This window comes from Microbacterium oryzae (assembly GCF_009735645.1).
GTDB classification, from domain to species: domain Bacteria; phylum Actinomycetota; class Actinomycetes; order Actinomycetales; family Microbacteriaceae; genus Microbacterium; species Microbacterium oryzae.
This window is the reverse complement of sequence record NZ_CP032550.1, coordinates 1899608-1918090: the sequence shown is the minus strand read 5'-3', so window position 1 is coordinate 1918090 and position 18483 is coordinate 1899608. Positions and strand designations below refer to the sequence as shown.

The window sequence follows — 18483 nt, the reverse complement described above, 5'->3', positions numbered from 1 at the left end:
TTAGGTTGGTCCAGCTCGTTGGCAGTAGGGACGGCATGACATAAGACGGATGATCGCGGTCTGGAGCTCGCGGAGGGTGTCGTAGAAGCTCAGGCTGCCCCCGCCGCTTTTGGGTCGGCGGTGAGGCGCTGGGTCGTGATGAAGAGGTGCGCGGCGGTGACGAGGGCGACGTGGTGGTGCCAGCCGGGCCAGGTGCGGCCTTCGAAGTGGTTCAGGCCGAGGCCGTGCTTGAGTTCGCGGTAGTCGTGCTCGATGCGCCACCGGATCTTGCCGAGCCGGACCAGCTCGGCGATCGGGGTGTTCTCCGGGAGGGTGGAGAGCCAGTAGTCGGTGGGCTCGGTGGCGTCGTCGGGCCATTCGACGAGCAGCCAGCAGCCGGGCAGTGACGGGTCTGCTGAGGCTTTGATTGAGTCCTTGACCGCGTAATCCTGGGAGGGTTGCGCTGGAAGGATGGCAGTCATGCCGATCAAGTACACGGACGAGTTCAAGCGGGATGCGGTCGCGCTTGTGGAGTCCGGCATCGCGCAGAAGGTGGTGTGCAAGGACCTCGGAGTCTCGAAGACCGCGTTGCAGACCTGGGTGCGTGATGCGAAGTTCCAGTCTCATGGGATGACCCCGTCGACCGATCCGCAGGAGCGGCGTGAGATGGCGGCCGCGCTCAAGCGGATCCGGGAGCTGGAGATGGAGAACGAGGTGCTCCGTCGGGCTGCGGCGTATCTGTCGCAGGCGCATATCACGCCCTCAAAATGATCTACCCGCTCGTCCGCGAGATGGCCGCGGCCGGTGCCCCTGTCAGGGTGCCGGTCGCGGTGGCGTGCCGGGTGCTCGGGTTCTCCGAGCAGGCGTACTACCAGTGGCTCAAGAACCCGGTCTCGGCGCGGGAAGCAGAGGAGCAGCATCTCATCGAGGTGCTGCGGCAGCTGCACGAGGAGGACCCCGAGGGCGGGTATCGGGTGCTTGCGGATGACCTCGCCGATCTCGGCTATCGGGTGTCCGAGCGGCGCGTGTGGCGGCTGTGCCGCCTCGCGGGGATCCGGTCGGTGATCACGACCCGCAAGCGCCGTTACCGGAAGGCAGGCCCGCCGGTGCACGATGATCTCGTGCACCGCGACTTCACTGCCGACGCCCCGAACCAGCTGTGGCTGACCGACATCACCGAGCACTGGACCGCGGAGGGCAAGCTTTACCTCTGCGCGATCAAAGACGTGTGGGCGAACAAGATCGTCGGCTACGCGATCGACTCGCGGATGAAGGCCAGGCTGGCGGTGAGCGCGCTCGAGATGGCCGTCGCGCACCGCGGCAACCCGACCGGTGTGATCGTGCATTCGGATCGAGGCAGTCAATTTCGTTCCAGGAAATTCGTGAAGGCCCTCAAGCGCCACTACCTTCGTGGATCGATGGGCCGGGTCGGGGCATGCGGAGACAATGCCGCCATGGAGAGCTGGTTCTCGCTGCTGCAGAAGAACGTCCTCGACCGGCACCCCTGGGCCACTCGACACGAGCTCAGACTGGCGATCTTGAGATGGATCGAAGGGGTCTACCACCGCAAACGCCGCCAGCGTCGCCTCGGAAAACTGACCCCAGTCGAGTTCGAGACCATAATGATGGAAGCCGTCGCCCTGGCGGCATAACACCGGACTCAATCAAAGCCTCAGCAGACCCGATCGTCGGGTGGCGGACGATGTCGAAGATGCCCACCGACCTGCCGTTGGACGCCCTCGAGATGGCATTGTGGGTGCGCGACCGGGCCGGTCAGAACATCACCGGCGTCATCCAACATTCGGACGCCGGGTCGCAGTACACCGCGTTGCGCTACACAGACCTGCTCGCTGAAGTCGGCGCGATCGCATCGATCGGGACCGTCGGCGACAGCTACGACAATGCCCTCGCAGAGAGCGTCGTCGGGCTCTACAAGACTGAGTGCGTGAAGATCGACGGTCCGTTCCGCGGCGCCGATGACCTCGAACTCGCCACGCTGTCCTGGGTGCACTGGTTCAACGAGAACCGGCTGCACTCATCGATCGGATACCTCACGCCGATCGAAAAGGAGAACGAGTACTACCGTGAGGTCAACCCCCAGCGCCAGCCGGCGCTGGGAGAACTCGCCCTCCACTAAACCCGGGGCGATTCAGGGAGCTGGCGTCCGTAGTTCCAGGACAGGATGGCCGGCTGCTCGCGGTAGAAGCTCAGCACCGACACCGATCCGGCATCGAGCGTGATCTGCGCGGCGAAGCGGGGTGTCATCCGCAGGAACACCGCCGTCAGGATACGCAGGAAGTGGCCGTGCGCGACCAGCGCCACATCTCCCTCCGCCATGGCGGGGAGCACGCGCGTGAGCACGCGCGATGCCCGTGCGGCGACCTCCTCCACGGTCTCTCCGGGCGTCTCGCCGCGGATCACCCCGTGGGTGAAGGCGCTCCAGTTGTACCCCAGCTCGCGGCGGATGTCCATCGTCGTGCGCCCCTCGTACCCGCCGTAGTCCCACTCGACGAGGAGCGGATCGACCTCGGCGTGCAGATTCGCGAGCTCGGCGGTGCGGCGCGCCCGCTGCAGCGGCGACGTCAGGACGAGGGAGAAGTCGTAGTCGGCGACCAGCTCGCCGGCGCCGCGGGCGAGATCCTCGCCGCGCGCGGTCAGCGGGATGTCCGACAGCCCGGTGTGCCGGCCATCCTTCGACCACTCGGTCTCGCCATGGCGCAGGAGGACGAGCTTCCCCTGCGGGTTGTCGGGAGCCGGGTGGTCGAGCAGTGGATCGTTCGCGAGCACACGGCAACCGTAGTCTCCCTGCGTCTCCCGGGCGCCGCTCCGGTGCGCACCTCGTCCCGATGCCGGGTGGTGTCAACCCCTGTCAGCGGCCCTGCCCGCCTGCATACCGTGAGCGTGCCGCCATCCCACCAGGAGGAGTCACGACCATGACCTACATCACGCGCATCGGCGACCTCGAGCAGATCTCGGAGCTGCACCGCGGCGAGGGCGAGCCGTACGCCCGGGCCCGCGTGCTCGTCCTCGACGAGGTCGACCGCGCCGCCGGCGTGAAGGAGGGGCGACCGGCAGCCGCGTACGACGTGCTCGTGAGCGGCGCTCAGGCGACCGCACTCGTGGAGGCCGCGCAGCGCAGCACCGGGCGCATGCGGGTCTTCTTCGCGGGCACCGGGGAGGATGGCGCTGCCGACGAGGCCGCGCATCGCGTGCGCGCCGACGAGGTGGGTGTCAGCCTGCTCGACCAGACCGTGACCGTCCACGACTCCGACCAGACGGTCGCGCAGGCCGAGCCCTGGGACGCGCCGCTTCCGCCCGAGGCCTAATCTCCTCCGGCGCTCGGGTCAACCCGTGGTGCCAGGGCCGCTCATCCTCCAGGATGGTGGCGACACGAGGAGGCCGTATATGACCGATGCAGAACGCCCGTCCACGGAGACGTCCACCGAGAACGAGGAAGCCGTCGACATGCGCCCCGAGGAGGAGCGCGCGGACGCGACGCTGGAGGCGCCGAGCACCTCTCAGGAGCCCGGCGAGGAGCCCCGCGCCGACGAGCCGCAGGTGAACGACGACGCCAGCCACCACGCCATCGGGATCGGCGTCATCGACGCGGAGATCCCCGGCGAGGAGGGCGCTCCGGAACCGGAGTGACCCCGAGACGATCAGCGAAGGAGCGATCATGAGCACGCAGACGGGTCGAGACGACCAGCAGGACCCCGGGGAGTACACCGACGTGGAGGAGCCGGACGGGCAGGAGCGTCCGAACCGCACCGTCGAGCAGCCGGGGCAGTACACCGACGTCGACCGCGACGAAGAGGTCTGACCCGCGCCCACGGGTTCGATTCAGGCCGGCCGGGACTCCGCGAGAGCGGAACCGGCCGGCCTACTTCTTTCCGTGCCCCTTGCCCTGGTTGCCGTTCCCGTTCCCCTGGTTCCCGTTCCCATTGCCGTTGTTGCCGTTCCCGTTGTTCCCGTTGCCGTTGTTCCCGTTGCCGTTGTTGCCGTTCCCATTGCCCTGATTCCCGTTTCCGGGGTTCTCGGGCTCGGTGACCTCGGGCTCGGTGACCTCCGGCTCCGGGCTTTCCGGCTCGGGCGCCTCGGTCTCGGGCTCCGGCGCCTCCTGTTCGGGCGCCTCGGTGACGGGCGCCTCGGGAGCAGGGGGAGCCTCTTCCTCTGCGGGCGGCTCGGTCGCGACCTCCTGCACGGGCTCGCTCGGCGTCGGTGAGGGCTCGGGAGCCGCGAGCGTCTCGAGGTCCGCACGCACGACGTCGATGGCATCCCGGATGGCGACCGCTCGGCCGCCGTCGATGTCGCCGGCCACGAGAGCGTCGTCCACGTCCTGCGCGAGCGCGTCGAGGGAGGAGAGGGCCGCGTCGTGGTCGCCCGAGGCGGCGCTCTCGGCGATCTCGACGACCCCGTCCTGCAGCGTCGCGGTGGTCTGCGAGTCGGACGCGTCCGCCGCGCATCCCGTCAGCAGGACGCCGGCGAGGACGACGCCGCCGGGGAGCAGGAGCCGCCTCACGGGATCACCGCTTCCATGAGGTCATCGAGGTGACCGCCCAGCGGGTCGTCGACCTGCGGCAGGGCGGGCGGATCCGGCTGCTCGGACGAGCCGAACAGCGTGGGCCCGCCGATCGCCAGCGCCAGCGCGACGAGCGCCGCGGCGATCACCGCGGCCACGGTGATCGCGAGCGCCCGGCGACGGGAGGGAGCGCGCTCGGGGGCGCTGCCGAAGGAGGAGAGCGGGGTCGCCGAATCCGCACGCGCGATCGGAATGACGAGGCTCGACGGCTCGACGGGGAACGGGCGCGTCGCGTCATCGGCGGCGGCAGGCGCGTCGGCCGTGACGAAGGCGCGATGAGCGGCGTCGGGAGGCGCGGTGTCGAGCAGGGCGGTGCCCGGGGCCACAGCGCTCAGCTGCGTCGTCTCGAGAGACGCGGTGTCGGCGTCGCGCTCTCTCTCCTCCGCCGCGAGTGCGCGCGCGGCGTCGGCGACTTCGGCGGCGGAGGGCCGGCGATCCGGCTCGCGATCGGTCATCGCCGTCAGCAGGGCCCGCCACTGCGGCCCGAGGTCGGCCGGGATCTCGGGCTCCCCGGTCAGTCGGAGCGCGAAGACCTCCTGCGGGGTGCCGGCCGGGAAGGGATGACGTCCCGTCAGCATCTCGAGGAGCATCAGCCCGAGCGCGTAGATGTCCGACGGCGGCGCGGGCTGCTCGCCGCGCACCTGCTCCGGCGCGATGTACGCCGCGGTTCCGATCATCGTGCCGGGCGTCGTGATCCTGCTGGAGTCGAGCAGGTAGGCGATGCCGAAGTCGGCGAGCGTCACCGAGGGGGCGATCCCGGGCAGCTGAGCGGTGCGCAGGAGCACGTTCGACGGCTTGACGTCGCGGTGGACGATGCCCGCCTCGTGGACGACCGCGAGGGCGTCGGCCAGCGCCGCGCCCGTCTCCGCGACCTCTCTTCTCGAGATCGTGCCCGCGGCCATCCGATCGCGCAGCGTGGGCCCTTCGACGTACTCCATGACGAGGTACGGATGGTCGTCCTCGTCCACGCGCGCGTCGAACAGCGTGACGAGCGAGGGATGGTTGAGGGTCGCGAGCAGGTGCGTCTCGGCTCGGCGACGCTCGCGGGACTGCGGGTCGTCGGGCATCGGCCGGAACAGCTTGACGGCGACGTCGCGCCCGAGCAGCTCGTCTCGCGCGTGGTAGACCGTGGCCATCCCGCCCGCGCCCACCCGGGAGACGAGGCGATAGCGCCCGTCGAGGAGCTCGCCGGTGGCGGGCCCGTGGAGGAGGTCGGACATGGCGTCAGGCGAGCGGCTCTCCGTTGTCGGTGGTCCGCCGCGTGGTGATGCGCTCACCGCTGGCCGGGTCGACAGCCGTCCGCTGGGTGGAGACCGCGCTGCGTCGCCGCATCATCAGGACGAGGCTGATGAGGAAGACCAGCACACCGGCGGCCATGAGGATGTAGCCGATCATGGTGAGGTCGATGGCCGCGATGTCGACGTCGATGGCGAACGCGATGATGGCGCCGATCGCGATGAGGGCGATGCCGGATCCGATTCCCATGGTGGTGCTCCTTCCGCGCTCTGAGCGCTGTGCGCCGGCCGACGGACGGGCTCGGGTCGCCTGTCACCGCGTCGACGGCTCATCAAGATGTACCGGCAATGCCGCGCGCACGTCGCGCGGTTGACATGGCGGTGACGGGAGGGTAGCCCTCCCGTGCCCACGCTCAGTCGTCGATGGTGGAGGGCGGGGTGCCGAGCTTCTCCACCTCGGGCCAGAAGTCGTCGGGAATGGCCGTGGCGTGGAGCTTCTCGAGCTCGCGGATGCGCTCGGGCCGGCCGACCCCGACCACCGTCGAGTGGATCCCCGCGTGGCGGAGGGAGAAGTGCAGCGCGGCCGCGGGGACGGCGAGCCCCCACTCGGCGCAGAGTCCGCGAAGCCGGCCCAGCCAGGCGAGGAGGTCGGCGGGAGCCTCGCGGTAGGCATAGCGGGTGCTCGCGCCGGCGAGCAGCCCGCCGCCGAAGGGCGCCGCGTTGAACACGCCCATGCCGCGCTCGTTCGCCTCCGCGATGAGCTCCTCGGCGCGCCGGTCGACGAGCGTGAACCGGTTGTGCGTGAGCAGCGCGTCGAACACCCCGGTGCGCACATAGGCGGTCTCGAGGCTGATCTCGCCCACCGCGATGCCGATCGAGCCGACGAGCCCCTGCTCGCGCAGCTCGACCATCCCCTGGATGGCGCCGCCCGGCGCGCTCGCCTCCTCGACGGTGGTCGCCCATGGGTCGTGGAGGTGCACGAGCGGGAAGCGCTCGATGCCGAGCCGCTCGACGCTCTCCTCGAACGAGCGCCACACCCGATCCCGATCGAAGCGGCCGTCCGGGCCGACGTCGACCTTGGTGACGATGCTGTGGCCGTCCGTCAGCCCGCCGCGCGCCTCGAGAGCGCGGCCGAGCGCGGTCTCGCTCGCGCCGCCCGCGTAGTTGTTCGAGGTGTCGACGACCGCGAAGGGGGCGTCGAGCATCTCCTCCGCGAGGGCGACGGGATCGGCGGGGGAGCGCTCGGGGTTGCCGAGCGACGAGGCGCCGAGCGTGATGGGGCTGACGACGAGCGGCGTCGAGCCGAGCGGGCGGGGGTCGAGCACGGACATGGGCGCCTCCATCGGTCGCGAATCGCCTCCAGCATGACGCACGACGGCCGCGGTCGTCGAGAATGGGCGGATGCCCATCATCGACAACGCCGTGTACGTCGACGGCGTGCGCATCGCCGATCCGCCGAGCCTCGACATGACCTTCGAGCACGTGCGGGCGCAGGACGGGATGGCGTGGATCGGGCTGCTGCGCCCGACCGCGGAGGAGCTGGCGACGGTCGCGGCGGAGTTCGAGCTGCACGCGCTCGCGGTCGAGGATGCCCGCAAGGGGCATCAGCGGGCGAAGCTCGAGCGCTACGGGGAGACGCTCTTCGTCGTGCTGCGGCCGGCCTGGTACATCGACGCCACCGAGACCGTGGAGTTCGGCGAGCTGCACGTCTTTGTCGGGCCCGACTTCGTCGTCACCGTGCGACACGGCGAGGCGCCGAACCTCGCCCGCGTGCGGCAGCGGATGGAGGCGGAGCCGGGCCTGCTCGCGCTCGGCCCGGAGGCGGTGCTGTACGCGATCCTCGACGAGGTCGTCGACCAGTACGCGCCCGTCGTCAGCGGCGTGGAGAACGACATCGACGAGATCGAGGACGCGCTCTTCACCGAGACCGACACGTCGCTCTCCCGCCGCATCTACGAGCTCTCGCGCGAGGTGATCGCGTTCCAGCGCGGCACGCAGCCGCTCGGCGGGATGCTCGACGGGCTGCTGCGCGGCGGGGAGAAGTACGGCGTCGTGGGGGAGCTGTCGCAGCTGCTGCGCGACGTGCACGACCACGTGCTGCGGCTGAACGACCGGATCGCGGCGTTCCGGGCGATCCTCGACAACGCGCTCACCGTGCACGCCACGATCGTGACGCAGCGTCAGACGGAGACGTCGCTGCAGCAGAACGAGCAGGTGAAGAAGATCTCCGGATGGGCGGCCATCCTCTTCGGGCCGACGCTCGTCGGCGGGATCTACGGGATGAACTTCGAGCACATGCCCGAGCTGGAATGGGTCTGGGGGTACCCGATGGCGCTCGCTCTCATGGCCGCGACGAGCGTGACGCTCTGGGGCGTCTTCAAGTGGCGGAGGTGGATGTAGCGGCGGGCGCCGTCGCGTCGACGAGCTCCGGCACCGCGCGTCCGCGCTCGCGGACGAACAGCGTGAACGCGAGCCACAGCACGCCGAGCCACACCACCCCCACGACGAGCGCGGGCCGGGTTTCGGGGACGATGCCGAGCACCACCACGACGAACAGCACGAACGCGGTCGCCGCGTACGAGGCCGCCGGCCACAGCGGCACCGGGAACTCGGACGGCAGGCGCCGCTCGCGCGCGATCTCGCGCTTCATCCGCACGTGCGCGAGCAGGATCATCAGCCACACCCAGACCGTCGCGAAGGTCGCGACCGACGCGATGAGGAGGAACGCCTGCTCCGGGATCACGGCGTTCAGCACCACGCCGACGAGCAGGGTCGCGACGAGGATGAGCACCGGCACGAGCGGGGCTCCATGGCGCGACGTCCGCGCGAAGGCGGCCGGCGCCTGACCCTGCTGGGCGAGGCCGAACATCATGCGCCCCGCACCGAAGATGTCGGAGTTGATCGCCGAGACCGCGGCGGTGATCACGACGGCGTTGAGGATGTGCGGCGCGAACGGGATGCCGAGGGTCGAGAAGATCGACACGAACGGGCTCGCCTCGCCCGTGATCGACGTCCACGGCACCAGGGTCATGATGATGCCGAGCGTGAGCACGTAGAACAGCAGGATCCGCAGCGGCACGGTGTTGATCGCCTGCGGCAGCACGCGCTTGGGCTCCTGGGCCTCGCCCGCGGCCACGCCGATGATCTCGATGCCGCCGAATGCGAACATCACCACGGCCAGGCTCGCGACGATGCCGCCCAACCCCTCGGGGGCGAAGCCGCCGTGCGCCCACAGGTTGGCGACGCCCGAGGCGTTCTCCGACTGGTTGCCGAGTCCGAACGCGATGATCGCGACGCCGCCGACGATCATCGCGACGATGGCGGAGACCTTCACGAGCGACAGCCAGAACTCCAGCTCCCCGAAGATCCTCACGCTCAGCAGGTTCAGCGCGCCGATGAACAGGATGATCGACAGCACCCAGATCCACCGCGGCACGTCGGGGAACCAGAACCCCATGTAGATCCCGAACGCGGTGACGTCGGCCAGGCAGACGATCACCATCTCGAAGGCGTAGGTCCATCCGGTGACGAACCCGGCGAGCGGCCCGAGGTAGCGCGCGGCGTACTGCCCGAACGAGCCGGCGACCGGATGGCGCACCGCCATCTCCCCGAGCGCCCGCATCACCATGAACACCGCGGCCCCGCCCACGATGTACGCGAGCAGCACGGCAGGGCCGGCCGCCTGGATGGCCGCGGACGATCCGTAGAAGAGGCCGGTGCCGATCGCGGAGCCGAGGGCCATGAAGCGGATGTGACGAGCGGAGAGGCCCCGGCGCAGGGTCGCGGATTCAGACATCGTGCCTCCATTCTCCCAGCGGATGGCCCGGAGTCGGGTGAGAGGGCGGCTGGGGCCATAGGGTGGGCGCGTGGACAGCGCAGCGAAGCAGATCGTCATCACCGGAGGCAGCGGGAAGCTCGGGCGGGCGGTCGTCGCGCACTTCGCCGAGCACGGGTACGCCGTGACCGCCGTCGATCGGGTCCGCCCCGCGACGCTCCCCGACGGCGTGCGCTTCCTCCAGGCGGACCTCAGCGATTACGGCCAGGCCGTGCAGGTGCTCACGCACATCGACGAGCACTACGGTGCGCTCCCCGTCGGCTCGGGGCGCGGCGTCGACGCGCTCGTGCATCTCGCGGCCATCCCCGCCCCCGGTCTCATCCCGGATGCCGCGACCTTCGCCAACAACACCGCCATCACCTACAACCTGTTCTCCGCCGCGCGCCTGGCGGGCGTCCGCCGGGTGGTCTTCGCCTCGAGCGAGACGCTCCTCGGGCTGTCCTTCGACGAGACGCCGCCGCCGTATCTGCCGGCCGACGAGGAGTACGCGGTGCGCCCGCAGACGTCGTACTCGCTGAGCAAGGCGGTCGACGAGGAGAACGCCCGCCACTTCGCGCGCTGGTGCCCGGACGCCGGCTTCATCGGCCTGCGGTTCTCGAATGTCATGGAGCCTGCGGACTACGCGGCGTTCCCCGACTTCGATGCGGACCCGCGGCTGCGCTCCTGGAACGCCTGGGGCTACATCGACGCGCGAGACGGCGCGCAGGCGTGCCGTCTCGCGGTCGAGAGCGAGATCGTCGGCGCGGAGAACTTCATCATCGCGGCCGCCGACACCGTGATGTCGCGCGCGTCGGCCGAGCTCGCCGCGGAGGTGTTCCCCGAGATGCCACTGCAGCGGGACGTCGCGGGCACCGAGACCCTGCTCTCGATCGACAAGGCGCGCCGCCTCCTCGGATTCGCGCCGCAGCACTCCTGGCGCGACGAGGTCTGAGGCGCTACGCCGCGACGTCGACGATCCGCTCGACGCCGACGACCGGCGCGAGCACGCCGCCGGAGGCCGCGGCGAGATCCTCGGCGAGGCGACGCAGGCCATCCGCCGGCACCCACAGCTCGAACCGCGCCGCCGCGCCGTAGGTCGTCTCGCCGAGCGTCGCGCCGTGGTGCAGCACCCAGTCGCGCAGCAGATTGTCGACGCGACCCGCATCGGCGTGCGGCACGTCGACGAGCGCCTGCGTGAGTGCCTCGCGGCGGACGATCGCGGCGAGGTCCAGCGCCTCCGACACCGCCGATGAGTACGCGCGCACGAGCCCGCCCGCGCCGAGCTTGATGCCCCCGAAGTAGCGCGTGACGACCGCGACGACGTCGGTGAGCTCGCGGCGGCGCAGCACCTCGAGCATGGGGATGCCGGCCGTCCCCGACGGCTCGCCGTCATCGGACGAGCGCGCCTGATCGCCGAGGACGCCGGTGACCATGGCCACGCAGTTGTGGCGTGCATCCCACGCGCGCTTCCGCACGGCCGCGATCACGGCGTCGGCCTCCTCCGGCGAGGCGACCGGCTCGAGGTGGGCGATGAAGCGCGACTTGCGGATGACGAGCTCGTGTTCCACCGTCGCGGCGATCGTGGACGGGAACCGGCGGGTCATCCCGTCGAGGATACCGACCCGCCCCCGGCGTGATGAGATCGAAGGATGAACGCGCACGCTCGCAGAACCGGCGGGATGGCGGCGCTCGTCTTCCTCGTCGCGCTGTGCCTCCGCCCCGCCATCACCTCCGTCGGACCGGTCCTCGGCGACCTCGGGGCCGACACCGGTCTCGGCGAGGGCGCCCTCGGCATCCTCACGGCGCTGCCGCTCCTCGCGTTCGCCGCGGTCTCGCCGCTGGTCCATCGGATGGCCGCGCGCTTCGGCGACGACCGGGCCGTGCTCGTCGCGCTCGTCGCGCTGGTGGCGGCCACCGTGGTGCGCTCGTACGCGGGCGACGCCGGTCTCTGGATCGGCACCTTCGCGATCGGCGCGGCCATCGCCGTGGGCAACGTGCTCACCCCGGTGCTCGTCCGCCGCGACTACCCCGAGCGCGTGTCGCTCGCGACCGGCTTCTACACGGCGTTCCTCACGCTGGCGGCGTCCGCCGGATCGGCGCTGTCGGTGCCGCTCGCTCACCTGGTGGACTGGCGGTTCTCGCTCGTCGTGTGGGCCGGTCTCGCGCTCCTCGTGGCGCTGGCGTGGCTGCCGCGCATCGCGGGACCGGCCGTCCACTCGCCCGCGCTCGAGCCGGTGCCGGTGCCGCACCATCCGAGCATCTGGCGCTGGGGCACCGCGTGGCTCGCGACGGCGTACATGGGGCTGCAGTCCACGACGTTCTACGTGCTGGCGACCTGGCTGCCGACCATCGAGACGTCCTGGGGCACCCCCGCCGCCACCGCGGGCCTGCACCTGTCGGTCTTCCTCCTGCTGGGCGTCGTCGGCGGGCTCCTCATCCCGCGGCTGCTGCGGGATGGCCGCGACCAGTCCGCGGGGATGCTCGTGGCGACCGCGCCCCTCGCGATCGGCACCGCCGGCATGCTCGTGTGGCCGGATGCGCTGCCGCTCTGGCTCGTCCTCCTCGGCCTCGCGCAGGGCGCCTCGCTCGTCGCGGCGCTGACCATGCTGAGCCTGCGCGCGCGCAGTCACGGCGAGGCCGCGAAGCTGTCGGGCATGGCCCAGTCCCTCGGCTACCTGCTGGCCGCGGCGGGCCCGTTCGCGGCCGGGTTCCTCGCCGAGCACACCGGCAGCTGGACGCCGACGCTCGTGCTCCTCGTGGTCATCACGACGAGCCAGACCGTCGTCGGCGTGGTCCTGGGGCGCGGCGGCCGCCGCTGAGTCGGCCGCCGACCCTCCCCAAATCGCGTCCCGCCGCATAACCTGGCCTCACGACACCCACCGCCGCGATGTCGCGGCCCGAGCCTCACGATCGGAGGTTCCCATGTCCATGAGCCAGGTGCGCAGCACGAAGGCGATCATCGGTGAGCCCGAGGTCGTCGAGGACGGCCGCCTCGAGGACGGCCGCATGGAGGACGGCCGAGTCGAGGACAGCCGCGTCGAGAGTCGCCGCCTCGAGGGGGCCGGGGCGGATGGCCCGGTGGCGGAGTCCGCGGCGTGGCTCCGTCTCAAGGCGGCCGCGATCGCGATCCAGGGGATGCAGGCGTCGGACGGCTCCGTGCCGGACGCCGCGCATCATGGGGCCGCCCGCGCCGAGGTGGAGCGCGTGCAGGAGGCGGTGCGCGAGCTCGCACCGCGCTTCCCGCACGACGCGGCCTACCTCGATGCCGTCGTCGCCGACCTCGAGCGCTGGGTCGACGACGGCTTCGGCGTGCCGGACTTCCATGACGCGCTCGTGGCCTTCCACCCCGAGGAGCACCGCGTCGACGGCCTCGGCCACCTCGTCGTCTTCCCGATGTACACGCAGAACGGCTCCCGCGACCGGCATCTGGAGGCGCTCCTCGTCGAGGTGATCTGGCCGCCGTTCGTCGCGCGACTCGAGGCGACCTCGTACAGCAATCGGCTCTTCGTGAGCCTGCGCCTGGTCGACTTCACACCCGGATACGACACGAACTCCGCGGTGCTGTTCCCCGAGACCGTGTCGGTGCGGGAGGTGCCGACCTTCACCTGGGGCGCGATCTTCCAGGATCGCGAAGCCGCCCGCTACCGCCGCGTCGTCCGCGCCGCGGCGGAGATCACCAAGCTCGAGCTGCCGGACGAAGCCGCCCGCATGCTCGACGATCAGCGGCTGACCGAGCAGACCTTCGTCATGTGGGACATCATCCACGACCGCACCCACATGCGCGGCGACCTGCCCTTCGATCCGTTCATGATCAAGCAGCGGATGCCGTACTTCCTCTACGCGCTGGAGGAGCTGCGGTGCGACCTCACCGCGTTCCGCGAGAGCGTCGCCATCCAGCGGCGCCTCACGGCGGCGAAGGAGCTCGATCCGGACGGCCTCGATGCGGTGGAGGAGGAGACGCTCGCGCAGGCGCGGCTCGTGCAGTACGCCGTGATCTTCGACCGCATCTTCCGGTTCGCGATCACGGGCAGCCGCGTCCGCAACTACGACGGCCTGGGCGGCCAGCTGCTGTTCGCGTGGCTGCACCAGCGGGGCGCCCTGCACTGGACCGACACTGCGCTCGCCTTCGACTGGAAGGCCGTGCCGGCGGCCGTCGTGGCGCTCGGCGACGCGATCGACGAGCTCTACTGGCGCTCGATCGACCGGCCGAAGGCCGCGCACTGGCTCGCCGCGTACGACCTGGTGCGCTCGGTCCTGACGCCGCACCCCGCCTCGAGGTGGGCGCGGGGGCTTCCCGATGAGGTGCTCGCGGGCCCGCTGCGCGGCTACACCGACGCGGTCCTCGACGACGAGTTCCCGCTGTCGATGTTCTACGAGGCGCTCGAGCGCAAGATGCGCGACGTCATCGCGCAGACCTCGGGCATCCGCGGGACGGATGACTGAACCCGCCTCCGCCGGCCGCGCCGTGCTCCCCTCTGCAGATCCGCCCCGTGCGGTTCTCCTCACCGGGGGCACGAGCGCGGCCGGCCGCGCGGTCGCGCGGCGGCTGGCGGATGGCGGCGCCCGCGTGATCGTCGCCGGCCGTGACACCGAGAAGCTCGCCGCTCTCGCCGCGGCCGGCTTCGACACCGTCGAGGCCGATCTCGTCGATCCGGGGCAGGTGCGCGTGCTGGCCGAGGCCGTCGGACCTCTCGACGGTCTGCTGCACCTCGTGGGCGGATGGCGCGGAGGCGGCGGGATCCCCGGTCAGAGCGACGAGGACTACCGCGCGCTCGAGGCGTCGTTCACGTCGCTCCGCCTCGTGACGCGAGCGCTCTGGCCATCCCTCATCGCCTCACCCGGCGCGCGGGTGGCGATCGTCTCGTCGACGGCGGTTGCGCGGCCGCTCGCGGGCGGGGCGAACTACGCGGCGGTGAAGGCCGCGAGCGAGGCGTGGGTGCGTGCGATGGCCCACGGGTTCGCGAAGGAGGCGCCCGCATCGGCGGCGACGATCTTCCGCGTGAAGGCGCTCGCGGGGCTCGAGGGCCGGCTCGCCGACGCCTACGCGGGGCTGTGGTCGATGCCCGCGGATGAGGCCAACGACCGCGTGAGCGAACTCCCGCCGTGAATGGCGAGAATAGGCTGGGTCGGTGACCTCACTGCATGACCCGAATCTCCGCAGCTTCGCCTCCGACAACTACGCCGGCATCCATCCCGACGTGCTCGCCGCGATCGCGGCAGCCAATGACGGCCACCAGATCGCCTATGGCGAGGACGTCTACACCGCGCGCCTGCGCGAGGTGCTGACCGAGCAGCTCGGCGGCCCGCTCGAGGTCTACCCGGTGTTCAACGGCACGGGCGCCAACGTCACCGCGCTGCAGTCGATGCTGCCGCGCTGGGGAGCCGTCGTCGCGGCGACCACCGCCCACATCAACACCGACGAGCAGGGCGCCCCCGAGCGCATCGGCGGCATGAAGATCCTCGGCGTGCCGACGGAGGACGGCAAGCTCACCCCCGAGCTCATCGACCGCGAGGCCTGGGGATGGGGAGACGAGCACCGCGCGCAGCCGCTCGTCGTGTCGATCACGCAGGCGACCGAGCTCGGCACCATCTACACGCCGGAGGAGATCCGCGCGATCGCCGACCACGCGCACGGACTCGGCATGCACGTGCACCTCGACGGCGCGCGCATCGCGAACGCGGCGGCCGCGCTCGACGTGCCGCTGCGCGCCCTCACGCGCGACGCCGGCGTCGACGTGCTCTCGCTGGGCGGCACGAAGAACGGCGCGATGCTCGCCGAGGCGATCGTCGTGCTGAACCCCGAGGCGACCACGGGGCTCACGTACCTCCGCAAGCTCAACATGCAGCTCGCCTCCAAGCTGCGCTTCGTGTCCGCGCAGCTGCTCGCGCTGTTCGAGGGCGACCTCTACCTCCGCAACGCGCAGCACGCGAACGCCATGGCGCAGCGGCTCCGCGCCGCCGTCGAGGCGGGTGTGGCGGACGGGTCGATCCGCGGGGTGCGCTTCACGCGCGAGACGCAGGCGAACGGGCTCTTCGCCATCCTGCCCGCGGGCGTCGCCGACCGGCTGCGCGAGACCGTGCGCTTCTACGACTGGGACGCCGCGACCGCCGAGGTGCGCTGGATGTGCAGCTTCGACACGACGGAGGAGGACATCGACGCCTTCGTGGCGGCGATCGCCCGCGAGACCACGCGCTGATGGCCTCGCTGCTCGAGCGAGCGCGGGCCACCGCCGGCGACGCGGACGCGCTCTACGACGCCTTCGTCGAGTGGGCGGACGAGCGCGGGTTCGCGCTCTACCCCGCGCAGGACGAGGCGGTCATCGAGCTCGTCTCGGGCAGCAACGTCATCCTCGCCACCCCGACCGGAACCGGGAAGTCGCTCGTCGCGATCGCCGCGCACGCCGTCGCGCTCGCCGGGGGCGGCCGCACGTACTACACGGCGCCCATCAAGGCCCTGGTCAGCGAGAAGTTCTTCGCGCTCGTCGACATCTTCGGCGCCGACAACGTGGGGATGGTCACGGGAGATTCGTCGGTGAACCCCGACGCGCCGATCATCTGCTGCACGGCGGAGATCCTCGCGAACCTCGCCCTGCGTCACGGCGCCGACACCGAGGTCGACCAGGTCGTCATGGACGAGTTCCACTACTACGGCGACAGCGACCGCGGCTGGGCGTGGCAGGTTCCCCTGCTCCTGCTGCCGGGCGCGCAGTTCCTCCTGATGTCCGCCACGCTCGGCGACACCACGGCCATCCAGGAGGACCTCTCGCGACGGACGGGCCGGCAGACGACGCTCGTCGCGGGAGCCGAGCGGCCGGTGCCGCTGCACCACACCTACTCCGACCATCCCGCGCATGAGACGGTCGAGAGGCTCCTCGAGGAGCGCGAGGCGCCGATCTACATCGTGCACTTCTCGCAGGCGGCCGCGATGGAGCGCGCGCAGGCCCTGGCGAGCGTGAAGGTCACCACGCGCCAGCAGCGCGACGAGATCGCCGAGGCCATCGGCGGCTTCCGCTTCACCACCGCGTTCGGCAAGACGCTGTCGCGGCTGGTCCGCTCGGGCATCGGCGTGCATCACGCGGGCATGCTGCCCCGCTACCGCCGGCTCGTCGAGACGCTCGCGCAGCGCGGGCTCCTCCGCGTCATCTGCGGAACCGACACCCTCGGCGTCGGCATCAACGTGCCCATCCGCACCGTCATGATCACCGCGCTGTCGAAGTACGACGGCACGCGCATGCGGCGGGTCTCGGCGCGCGAGTTCCACCAGATCGCCGGTCGCGCGGGCCGCGCGGGGTACGACCCGTACGGCAACGTCGTGGTGCTCGCCCCCGAGCACGACATCGAGAACGCCCAGGCGCTGCGGAAGGCAGGGGACGACGCCGCCAAGCGGAAGAAGGTGCAGCGCAAGAAGGCGCCCACCGGCTTCGTGTCGTGGAGCGAGCAGACGTTCGAGAAGCTCGTCGACGCCGAGCCCGAGCCCCTGCAGCCGCAGCTGCAGATCACGAGCGCGATGCTCATCAACGTCATCGGCCGTGGCGGCGACGTCTTCGGCAACGTGCGCTCGCTCGTCTTCGACAACCACGAGTCGCGTGCGCGGCAATACGCGCTCGCTCGGCGGGCGCTGGCGATCTTCCGGACCCTCCGTGAGGCGGGCATCGTCGAGGTGGACGCCGATGGGCGCATCCACCTCGTCGTGGAGCTGCAGCCGAACTTCGCCCTCAACCAGCCGCTGTCGCCGTTCGCGCTCGCCGCGATCGAGCTGCTCGATCCGGCGGGCGGTGCGGATGGCGTGGGCACCGGCTCGTACGCCCTGGACGTCGTGAGCGTGATCGAGGCGACGCTCGACGATCCGCGCGCCATCCTCTCGCAGCAGGAGTTCAAGGCGCGCGGCGAGGCTGTCGCGGCCATGAAGCGCGAGGGGATCGAGTACGAGGAGCGCATGAACGCGCTCGAGGAGATCACCTACGCCAAGCCGCTCGCCGACCTCCTGCAGCAGTCGTTCGAGGTGTTCGCCTCGAGCCAGCCGTGGGTGCGCGATTTCGAGCTGCGCCCGAAGTCCGTCGTGCGCGACATGTTCGAGCAGGCGATGTCGTTCGCCGAGTTCGTGAACTGGTACCAGCTCGGCCGCAGCGAGGGCCTCGTGCTGCGCTACCTCAGCGACGCATACCGCGCCATCCGCCAGACCGTGCCCGCCGAGGCGCGCACGGAGGAGCTGCGCGACATCATCGAATGGCTGGGCGAGCTCGTGCGCCAGGTCGACTCGAGCCTCGTGGACGAGTGGGAGGCGCTCGCGTCCGGCGCAGACGGCGACGACGCGACGTCCGTCGTGCCGCCGGCGCCGCCATCCGTCACGGTCAACCGCCGTGCGTTCACGGTGCTCGTGCGGAACGAGATGTTCCGGCGCGTGCAGCTCGCGGCGCTCGAGAAAGATGAGGAGCTCGCGGCGCTCGACCCCGAGATCGACTGGCCGCACGCGCTCGACCGGTACTACGCCGAGCACGACTCGGTCGGCACAGGCGGGGCCTCGCGCTCGCCGGCGCTCTGCCGCATCGAGGAGGACGGCATGACGTGGCGCGTCGAGCAGACGATCGACGATCCTGCCGGGGACCACGACTGGCGGATCCGCGGCGAGGTGGATCTTGAGGCGTCCGCAGAGGCGGGCACCGCCATCCTGCGCGTGACCGAGGTCGTGCGGCTGTAGGGCAGTTCGGCACCACCGGACGGGGGCTGGAGGGCGCGGTCTGGCTCGGTGGTGCCGAACTCGCACTTAGGGCCCGGTATCGGGCAGTTCCGCACCACCGAGTACAGGAGCGCCAGATTCGGTGGTGCCGAAGTCGCAGTTAGGGCCTAGTATCCGACAGTTCCGCACCACCGAATCC

At 70.9% G+C, this 18483-nt stretch carries 19 protein-coding genes and 1 pseudogene; 12 read left to right on the top strand and 8 right to left on the bottom strand.

Translation table 11 applies throughout. The annotated features are described in order from the left end of the window. Window positions 1–89: 89 nt before the first annotated feature. Window positions 90–392, bottom strand: a pseudogene (locus D7D94_RS08940) (transposase); the annotation flags it as partial. 67 nt (window positions 393–459) lie between these two features. Between D7D94_RS08940 and D7D94_RS08935 the strand changes: the two are divergent. Next, window positions 460–1631, top strand: a protein-coding gene (locus D7D94_RS08935) for an IS3 family transposase (RefSeq protein ID WP_156242282.1) whose coding sequence is annotated in 2 segments (ribosomal slippage) — window positions 460–736 and window positions 736–1631 — 1173 coding nt in all. Because the reading frame shifts where the segments join, the coding sequence is not laid out codon by codon here. Window positions 1632–1690: 59 nt separating this feature from the next. Continuing rightward, window positions 1691–2116, top strand: a complete 426-nt coding sequence (locus D7D94_RS08930; protein ID WP_173024265.1) for an integrase core domain-containing protein — start codon at window positions 1691–1693, stop codon at window positions 2114–2116. Here D7D94_RS08930 and D7D94_RS08925 read toward each other — a convergent pair. Beyond that, a complete protein-coding gene (locus tag D7D94_RS08925) occupies window positions 2113–2766 on the bottom strand; it encodes a histidine phosphatase family protein (protein ID WP_156242280.1) in 654 nt (217 codons plus the stop codon). The genes D7D94_RS08930 and D7D94_RS08925 overlap by 4 nt on opposite strands. Before the next feature lie 146 nt (window positions 2767–2912). Here D7D94_RS08925 and D7D94_RS08920 point away from each other — a divergent pair, with 146 nt between their 5' ends. The 3 genes from D7D94_RS08920 (at window position 2913) to D7D94_RS08910 (ending at window position 3799) form a co-directional block, all read left to right on the top strand. Continuing rightward, the gene (locus D7D94_RS08920) at window positions 2913–3305 is read left to right on the top strand and encodes a PIN domain-containing protein (protein WP_216648649.1); all 393 of its coding nucleotides are present in this window, start codon (window positions 2913–2915) and stop codon (window positions 3303–3305) included. Between the two features lie 79 nt (window positions 3306–3384). After that, complete coding sequence (locus tag D7D94_RS08915) at window positions 3385–3627, top strand: hypothetical protein (protein ID WP_246171743.1); 243 nt, start codon at window positions 3385–3387, stop codon at window positions 3625–3627. A 28-nt stretch (window positions 3628–3655) separates the two neighbouring features. Next, entirely contained in the window at window positions 3656–3799 is a 144-nt protein-coding gene (locus D7D94_RS08910) for a hypothetical protein (protein ID WP_156242279.1), read from the top strand. A 60-nt stretch (window positions 3800–3859) separates the two neighbouring features. Here the strand turns inward: D7D94_RS08910 and D7D94_RS14365 are convergent, their stop codons facing one another. The 4 genes from D7D94_RS14365 to D7D94_RS08890 all read right to left on the bottom strand — a co-directional run bounded on the left by D7D94_RS14365 (window position 3860) and on the right by D7D94_RS08890 (window position 7124). Further along, a complete protein-coding gene (locus D7D94_RS14365; RefSeq protein ID WP_216648648.1) occupies window positions 3860–4498 on the bottom strand; it encodes a hypothetical protein in 639 nt (212 codons plus the stop codon). Continuing rightward, the gene (locus tag D7D94_RS08900) at window positions 4495–5778 is read right to left on the bottom strand and encodes a serine/threonine-protein kinase (RefSeq protein ID WP_156242278.1); all 1284 of its coding nucleotides are present in this window, start codon (window positions 5776–5778) and stop codon (window positions 4495–4497) included. The genes D7D94_RS14365 and D7D94_RS08900 overlap by 4 nt, the downstream gene beginning before the upstream one ends. Window positions 5779–5782: 4 nt before the next feature. Beyond that, window positions 5783–6043 carry a DUF6458 family protein gene (locus D7D94_RS08895; RefSeq protein ID WP_156242277.1) on the bottom strand — a complete coding sequence of 87 codons (261 nt, stop codon included), beginning with the start codon at window positions 6041–6043 and terminating at the stop codon, window positions 5783–5785. A gap of 163 nt (window positions 6044–6206) precedes the next feature. Further along, window positions 6207–7124, bottom strand: coding sequence for an aldo/keto reductase (locus tag D7D94_RS08890; RefSeq protein WP_156242276.1), 918 nt, complete (start codon window positions 7122–7124; stop codon window positions 6207–6209). A gap of 70 nt (window positions 7125–7194) precedes the next feature. Between D7D94_RS08890 and D7D94_RS08885 the strand changes: the two genes are divergently transcribed. Next, on the top strand, window positions 7195–8193 hold the full coding sequence (locus D7D94_RS08885; RefSeq protein WP_156242275.1) for a magnesium and cobalt transport protein CorA: 999 nt from the start codon (window positions 7195–7197) through the stop codon (window positions 8191–8193). Here D7D94_RS08885 and D7D94_RS08880 read toward each other — a convergent pair. Beyond that, a complete protein-coding gene (locus D7D94_RS08880; protein ID WP_156242274.1) occupies window positions 8171–9589 on the bottom strand; it encodes an amino acid permease in 1419 nt (472 codons plus the stop codon). The genes D7D94_RS08885 and D7D94_RS08880 overlap by 23 nt on opposite strands. A 70-nt stretch (window positions 9590–9659) precedes the next feature. On the opposite strand from D7D94_RS08880, the gene D7D94_RS08875 reads away from it, so the two are divergent. Beyond that, a complete protein-coding gene (locus D7D94_RS08875; protein WP_156242273.1) occupies window positions 9660–10559 on the top strand; it encodes an NAD-dependent epimerase/dehydratase family protein in 900 nt (299 codons plus the stop codon). 4 nt (window positions 10560–10563) lie between these two features. Here the strand turns inward: D7D94_RS08875 and D7D94_RS08870 are convergent, their stop codons facing one another. Continuing rightward, a complete protein-coding gene (locus D7D94_RS08870) occupies window positions 10564–11211 on the bottom strand; it encodes an IMPACT family protein (RefSeq protein WP_156242272.1) in 648 nt (215 codons plus the stop codon). A gap of 45 nt (window positions 11212–11256) precedes the next feature. On the opposite strand from D7D94_RS08870, the gene D7D94_RS08865 reads away from it, so the two are divergent. The 5 genes from D7D94_RS08865 to D7D94_RS08845 all read left to right on the top strand — a co-directional run bounded on the left by D7D94_RS08865 (window position 11257) and on the right by D7D94_RS08845 (window position 18305). Then, window positions 11257–12426, top strand: a complete 1170-nt coding sequence (locus D7D94_RS08865) for an MFS transporter (RefSeq protein ID WP_156242271.1) — start codon at window positions 11257–11259, stop codon at window positions 12424–12426. A 109-nt stretch (window positions 12427–12535) separates the two neighbouring features. After that, window positions 12536–14050 (top strand): DUF6421 family protein, encoded by a 1515-nt coding sequence (locus D7D94_RS08860; protein WP_425486992.1) that lies wholly within the window; start codon window positions 12536–12538, stop codon window positions 14048–14050. Further along, a complete protein-coding gene (locus D7D94_RS08855; RefSeq protein WP_156242269.1) occupies window positions 14043–14714 on the top strand; it encodes an SDR family oxidoreductase in 672 nt (223 codons plus the stop codon). The genes D7D94_RS08860 and D7D94_RS08855 overlap by 8 nt, the downstream gene beginning before the upstream one ends. Window positions 14715–14736: 22 nt before the next feature. Beyond that, entirely contained in the window at window positions 14737–15804 is a 1068-nt protein-coding gene (locus tag D7D94_RS08850) for a threonine aldolase family protein (RefSeq protein WP_156242268.1), read from the top strand. Further along, window positions 15804–18305 carry a DEAD/DEAH box helicase gene (locus D7D94_RS08845; RefSeq protein WP_156242267.1) on the top strand — a complete coding sequence of 834 codons (2502 nt, stop codon included), beginning with the start codon at window positions 15804–15806 and terminating at the stop codon, window positions 18303–18305. Before D7D94_RS08850 ends, D7D94_RS08845 begins: the two co-directional genes overlap by 1 nt. Window positions 18306–18483: the final 178 nt, after the last annotated feature.

What these genes read in the sequence shown, in the direction of transcription:
- D7D94_RS08930 (WP_173024265.1), top strand. Translation starts at nt 1,691, where the DNA reads ATGCCCACCGACCTGCCGTTGGACGCCCTCGAGATGGCATTGTGGGTG.
- D7D94_RS08920 (WP_216648649.1), top strand. Translation starts at nt 2,913, where the DNA reads ATGACCTACATCACGCGCATCGGCGACCTCGAGCAGATCTCGGAGCTG.
- D7D94_RS08915 (WP_246171743.1), top strand. Translation starts at nt 3,385, where the DNA reads ATGACCGATGCAGAACGCCCGTCCACGGAGACGTCCACCGAGAACGAG.
- D7D94_RS08910 (WP_156242279.1), top strand. Translation starts at nt 3,656, where the DNA reads ATGAGCACGCAGACGGGTCGAGACGACCAGCAGGACCCCGGGGAGTAC.
- D7D94_RS08900 (WP_156242278.1), bottom strand. Translation starts at nt 5,778, where the DNA reads ATGTCCGACCTCCTCCACGGGCCCGCCACCGGCGAGCTCCTCGACGGG.
- D7D94_RS08895 (WP_156242277.1), bottom strand. Translation starts at nt 6,043, where the DNA reads ATGGGAATCGGATCCGGCATCGCCCTCATCGCGATCGGCGCCATCATC.
- D7D94_RS08890 (WP_156242276.1), bottom strand. Translation starts at nt 7,124, where the DNA reads ATGTCCGTGCTCGACCCCCGCCCGCTCGGCTCGACGCCGCTCGTCGTC.
- D7D94_RS08885 (WP_156242275.1), top strand. Translation starts at nt 7,195, where the DNA reads ATGCCCATCATCGACAACGCCGTGTACGTCGACGGCGTGCGCATCGCC.
- D7D94_RS08880 (WP_156242274.1), bottom strand. Translation starts at nt 9,589, where the DNA reads ATGTCTGAATCCGCGACCCTGCGCCGGGGCCTCTCCGCTCGTCACATC.
- D7D94_RS08870 (WP_156242272.1), bottom strand. Translation starts at nt 11,211, where the DNA reads ATGACCCGCCGGTTCCCGTCCACGATCGCCGCGACGGTGGAACACGAG.
- D7D94_RS08865 (WP_156242271.1), top strand. Translation starts at nt 11,257, where the DNA reads ATGAACGCGCACGCTCGCAGAACCGGCGGGATGGCGGCGCTCGTCTTC.
- D7D94_RS08860 (WP_425486992.1), top strand. Translation starts at nt 12,536, where the DNA reads ATGAGCCAGGTGCGCAGCACGAAGGCGATCATCGGTGAGCCCGAGGTC.
- D7D94_RS08855 (WP_156242269.1), top strand. Translation starts at nt 14,043, where the DNA reads ATGACTGAACCCGCCTCCGCCGGCCGCGCCGTGCTCCCCTCTGCAGAT.
- D7D94_RS08845 (WP_156242267.1), top strand. Translation starts at nt 15,804, where the DNA reads ATGGCCTCGCTGCTCGAGCGAGCGCGGGCCACCGCCGGCGACGCGGAC.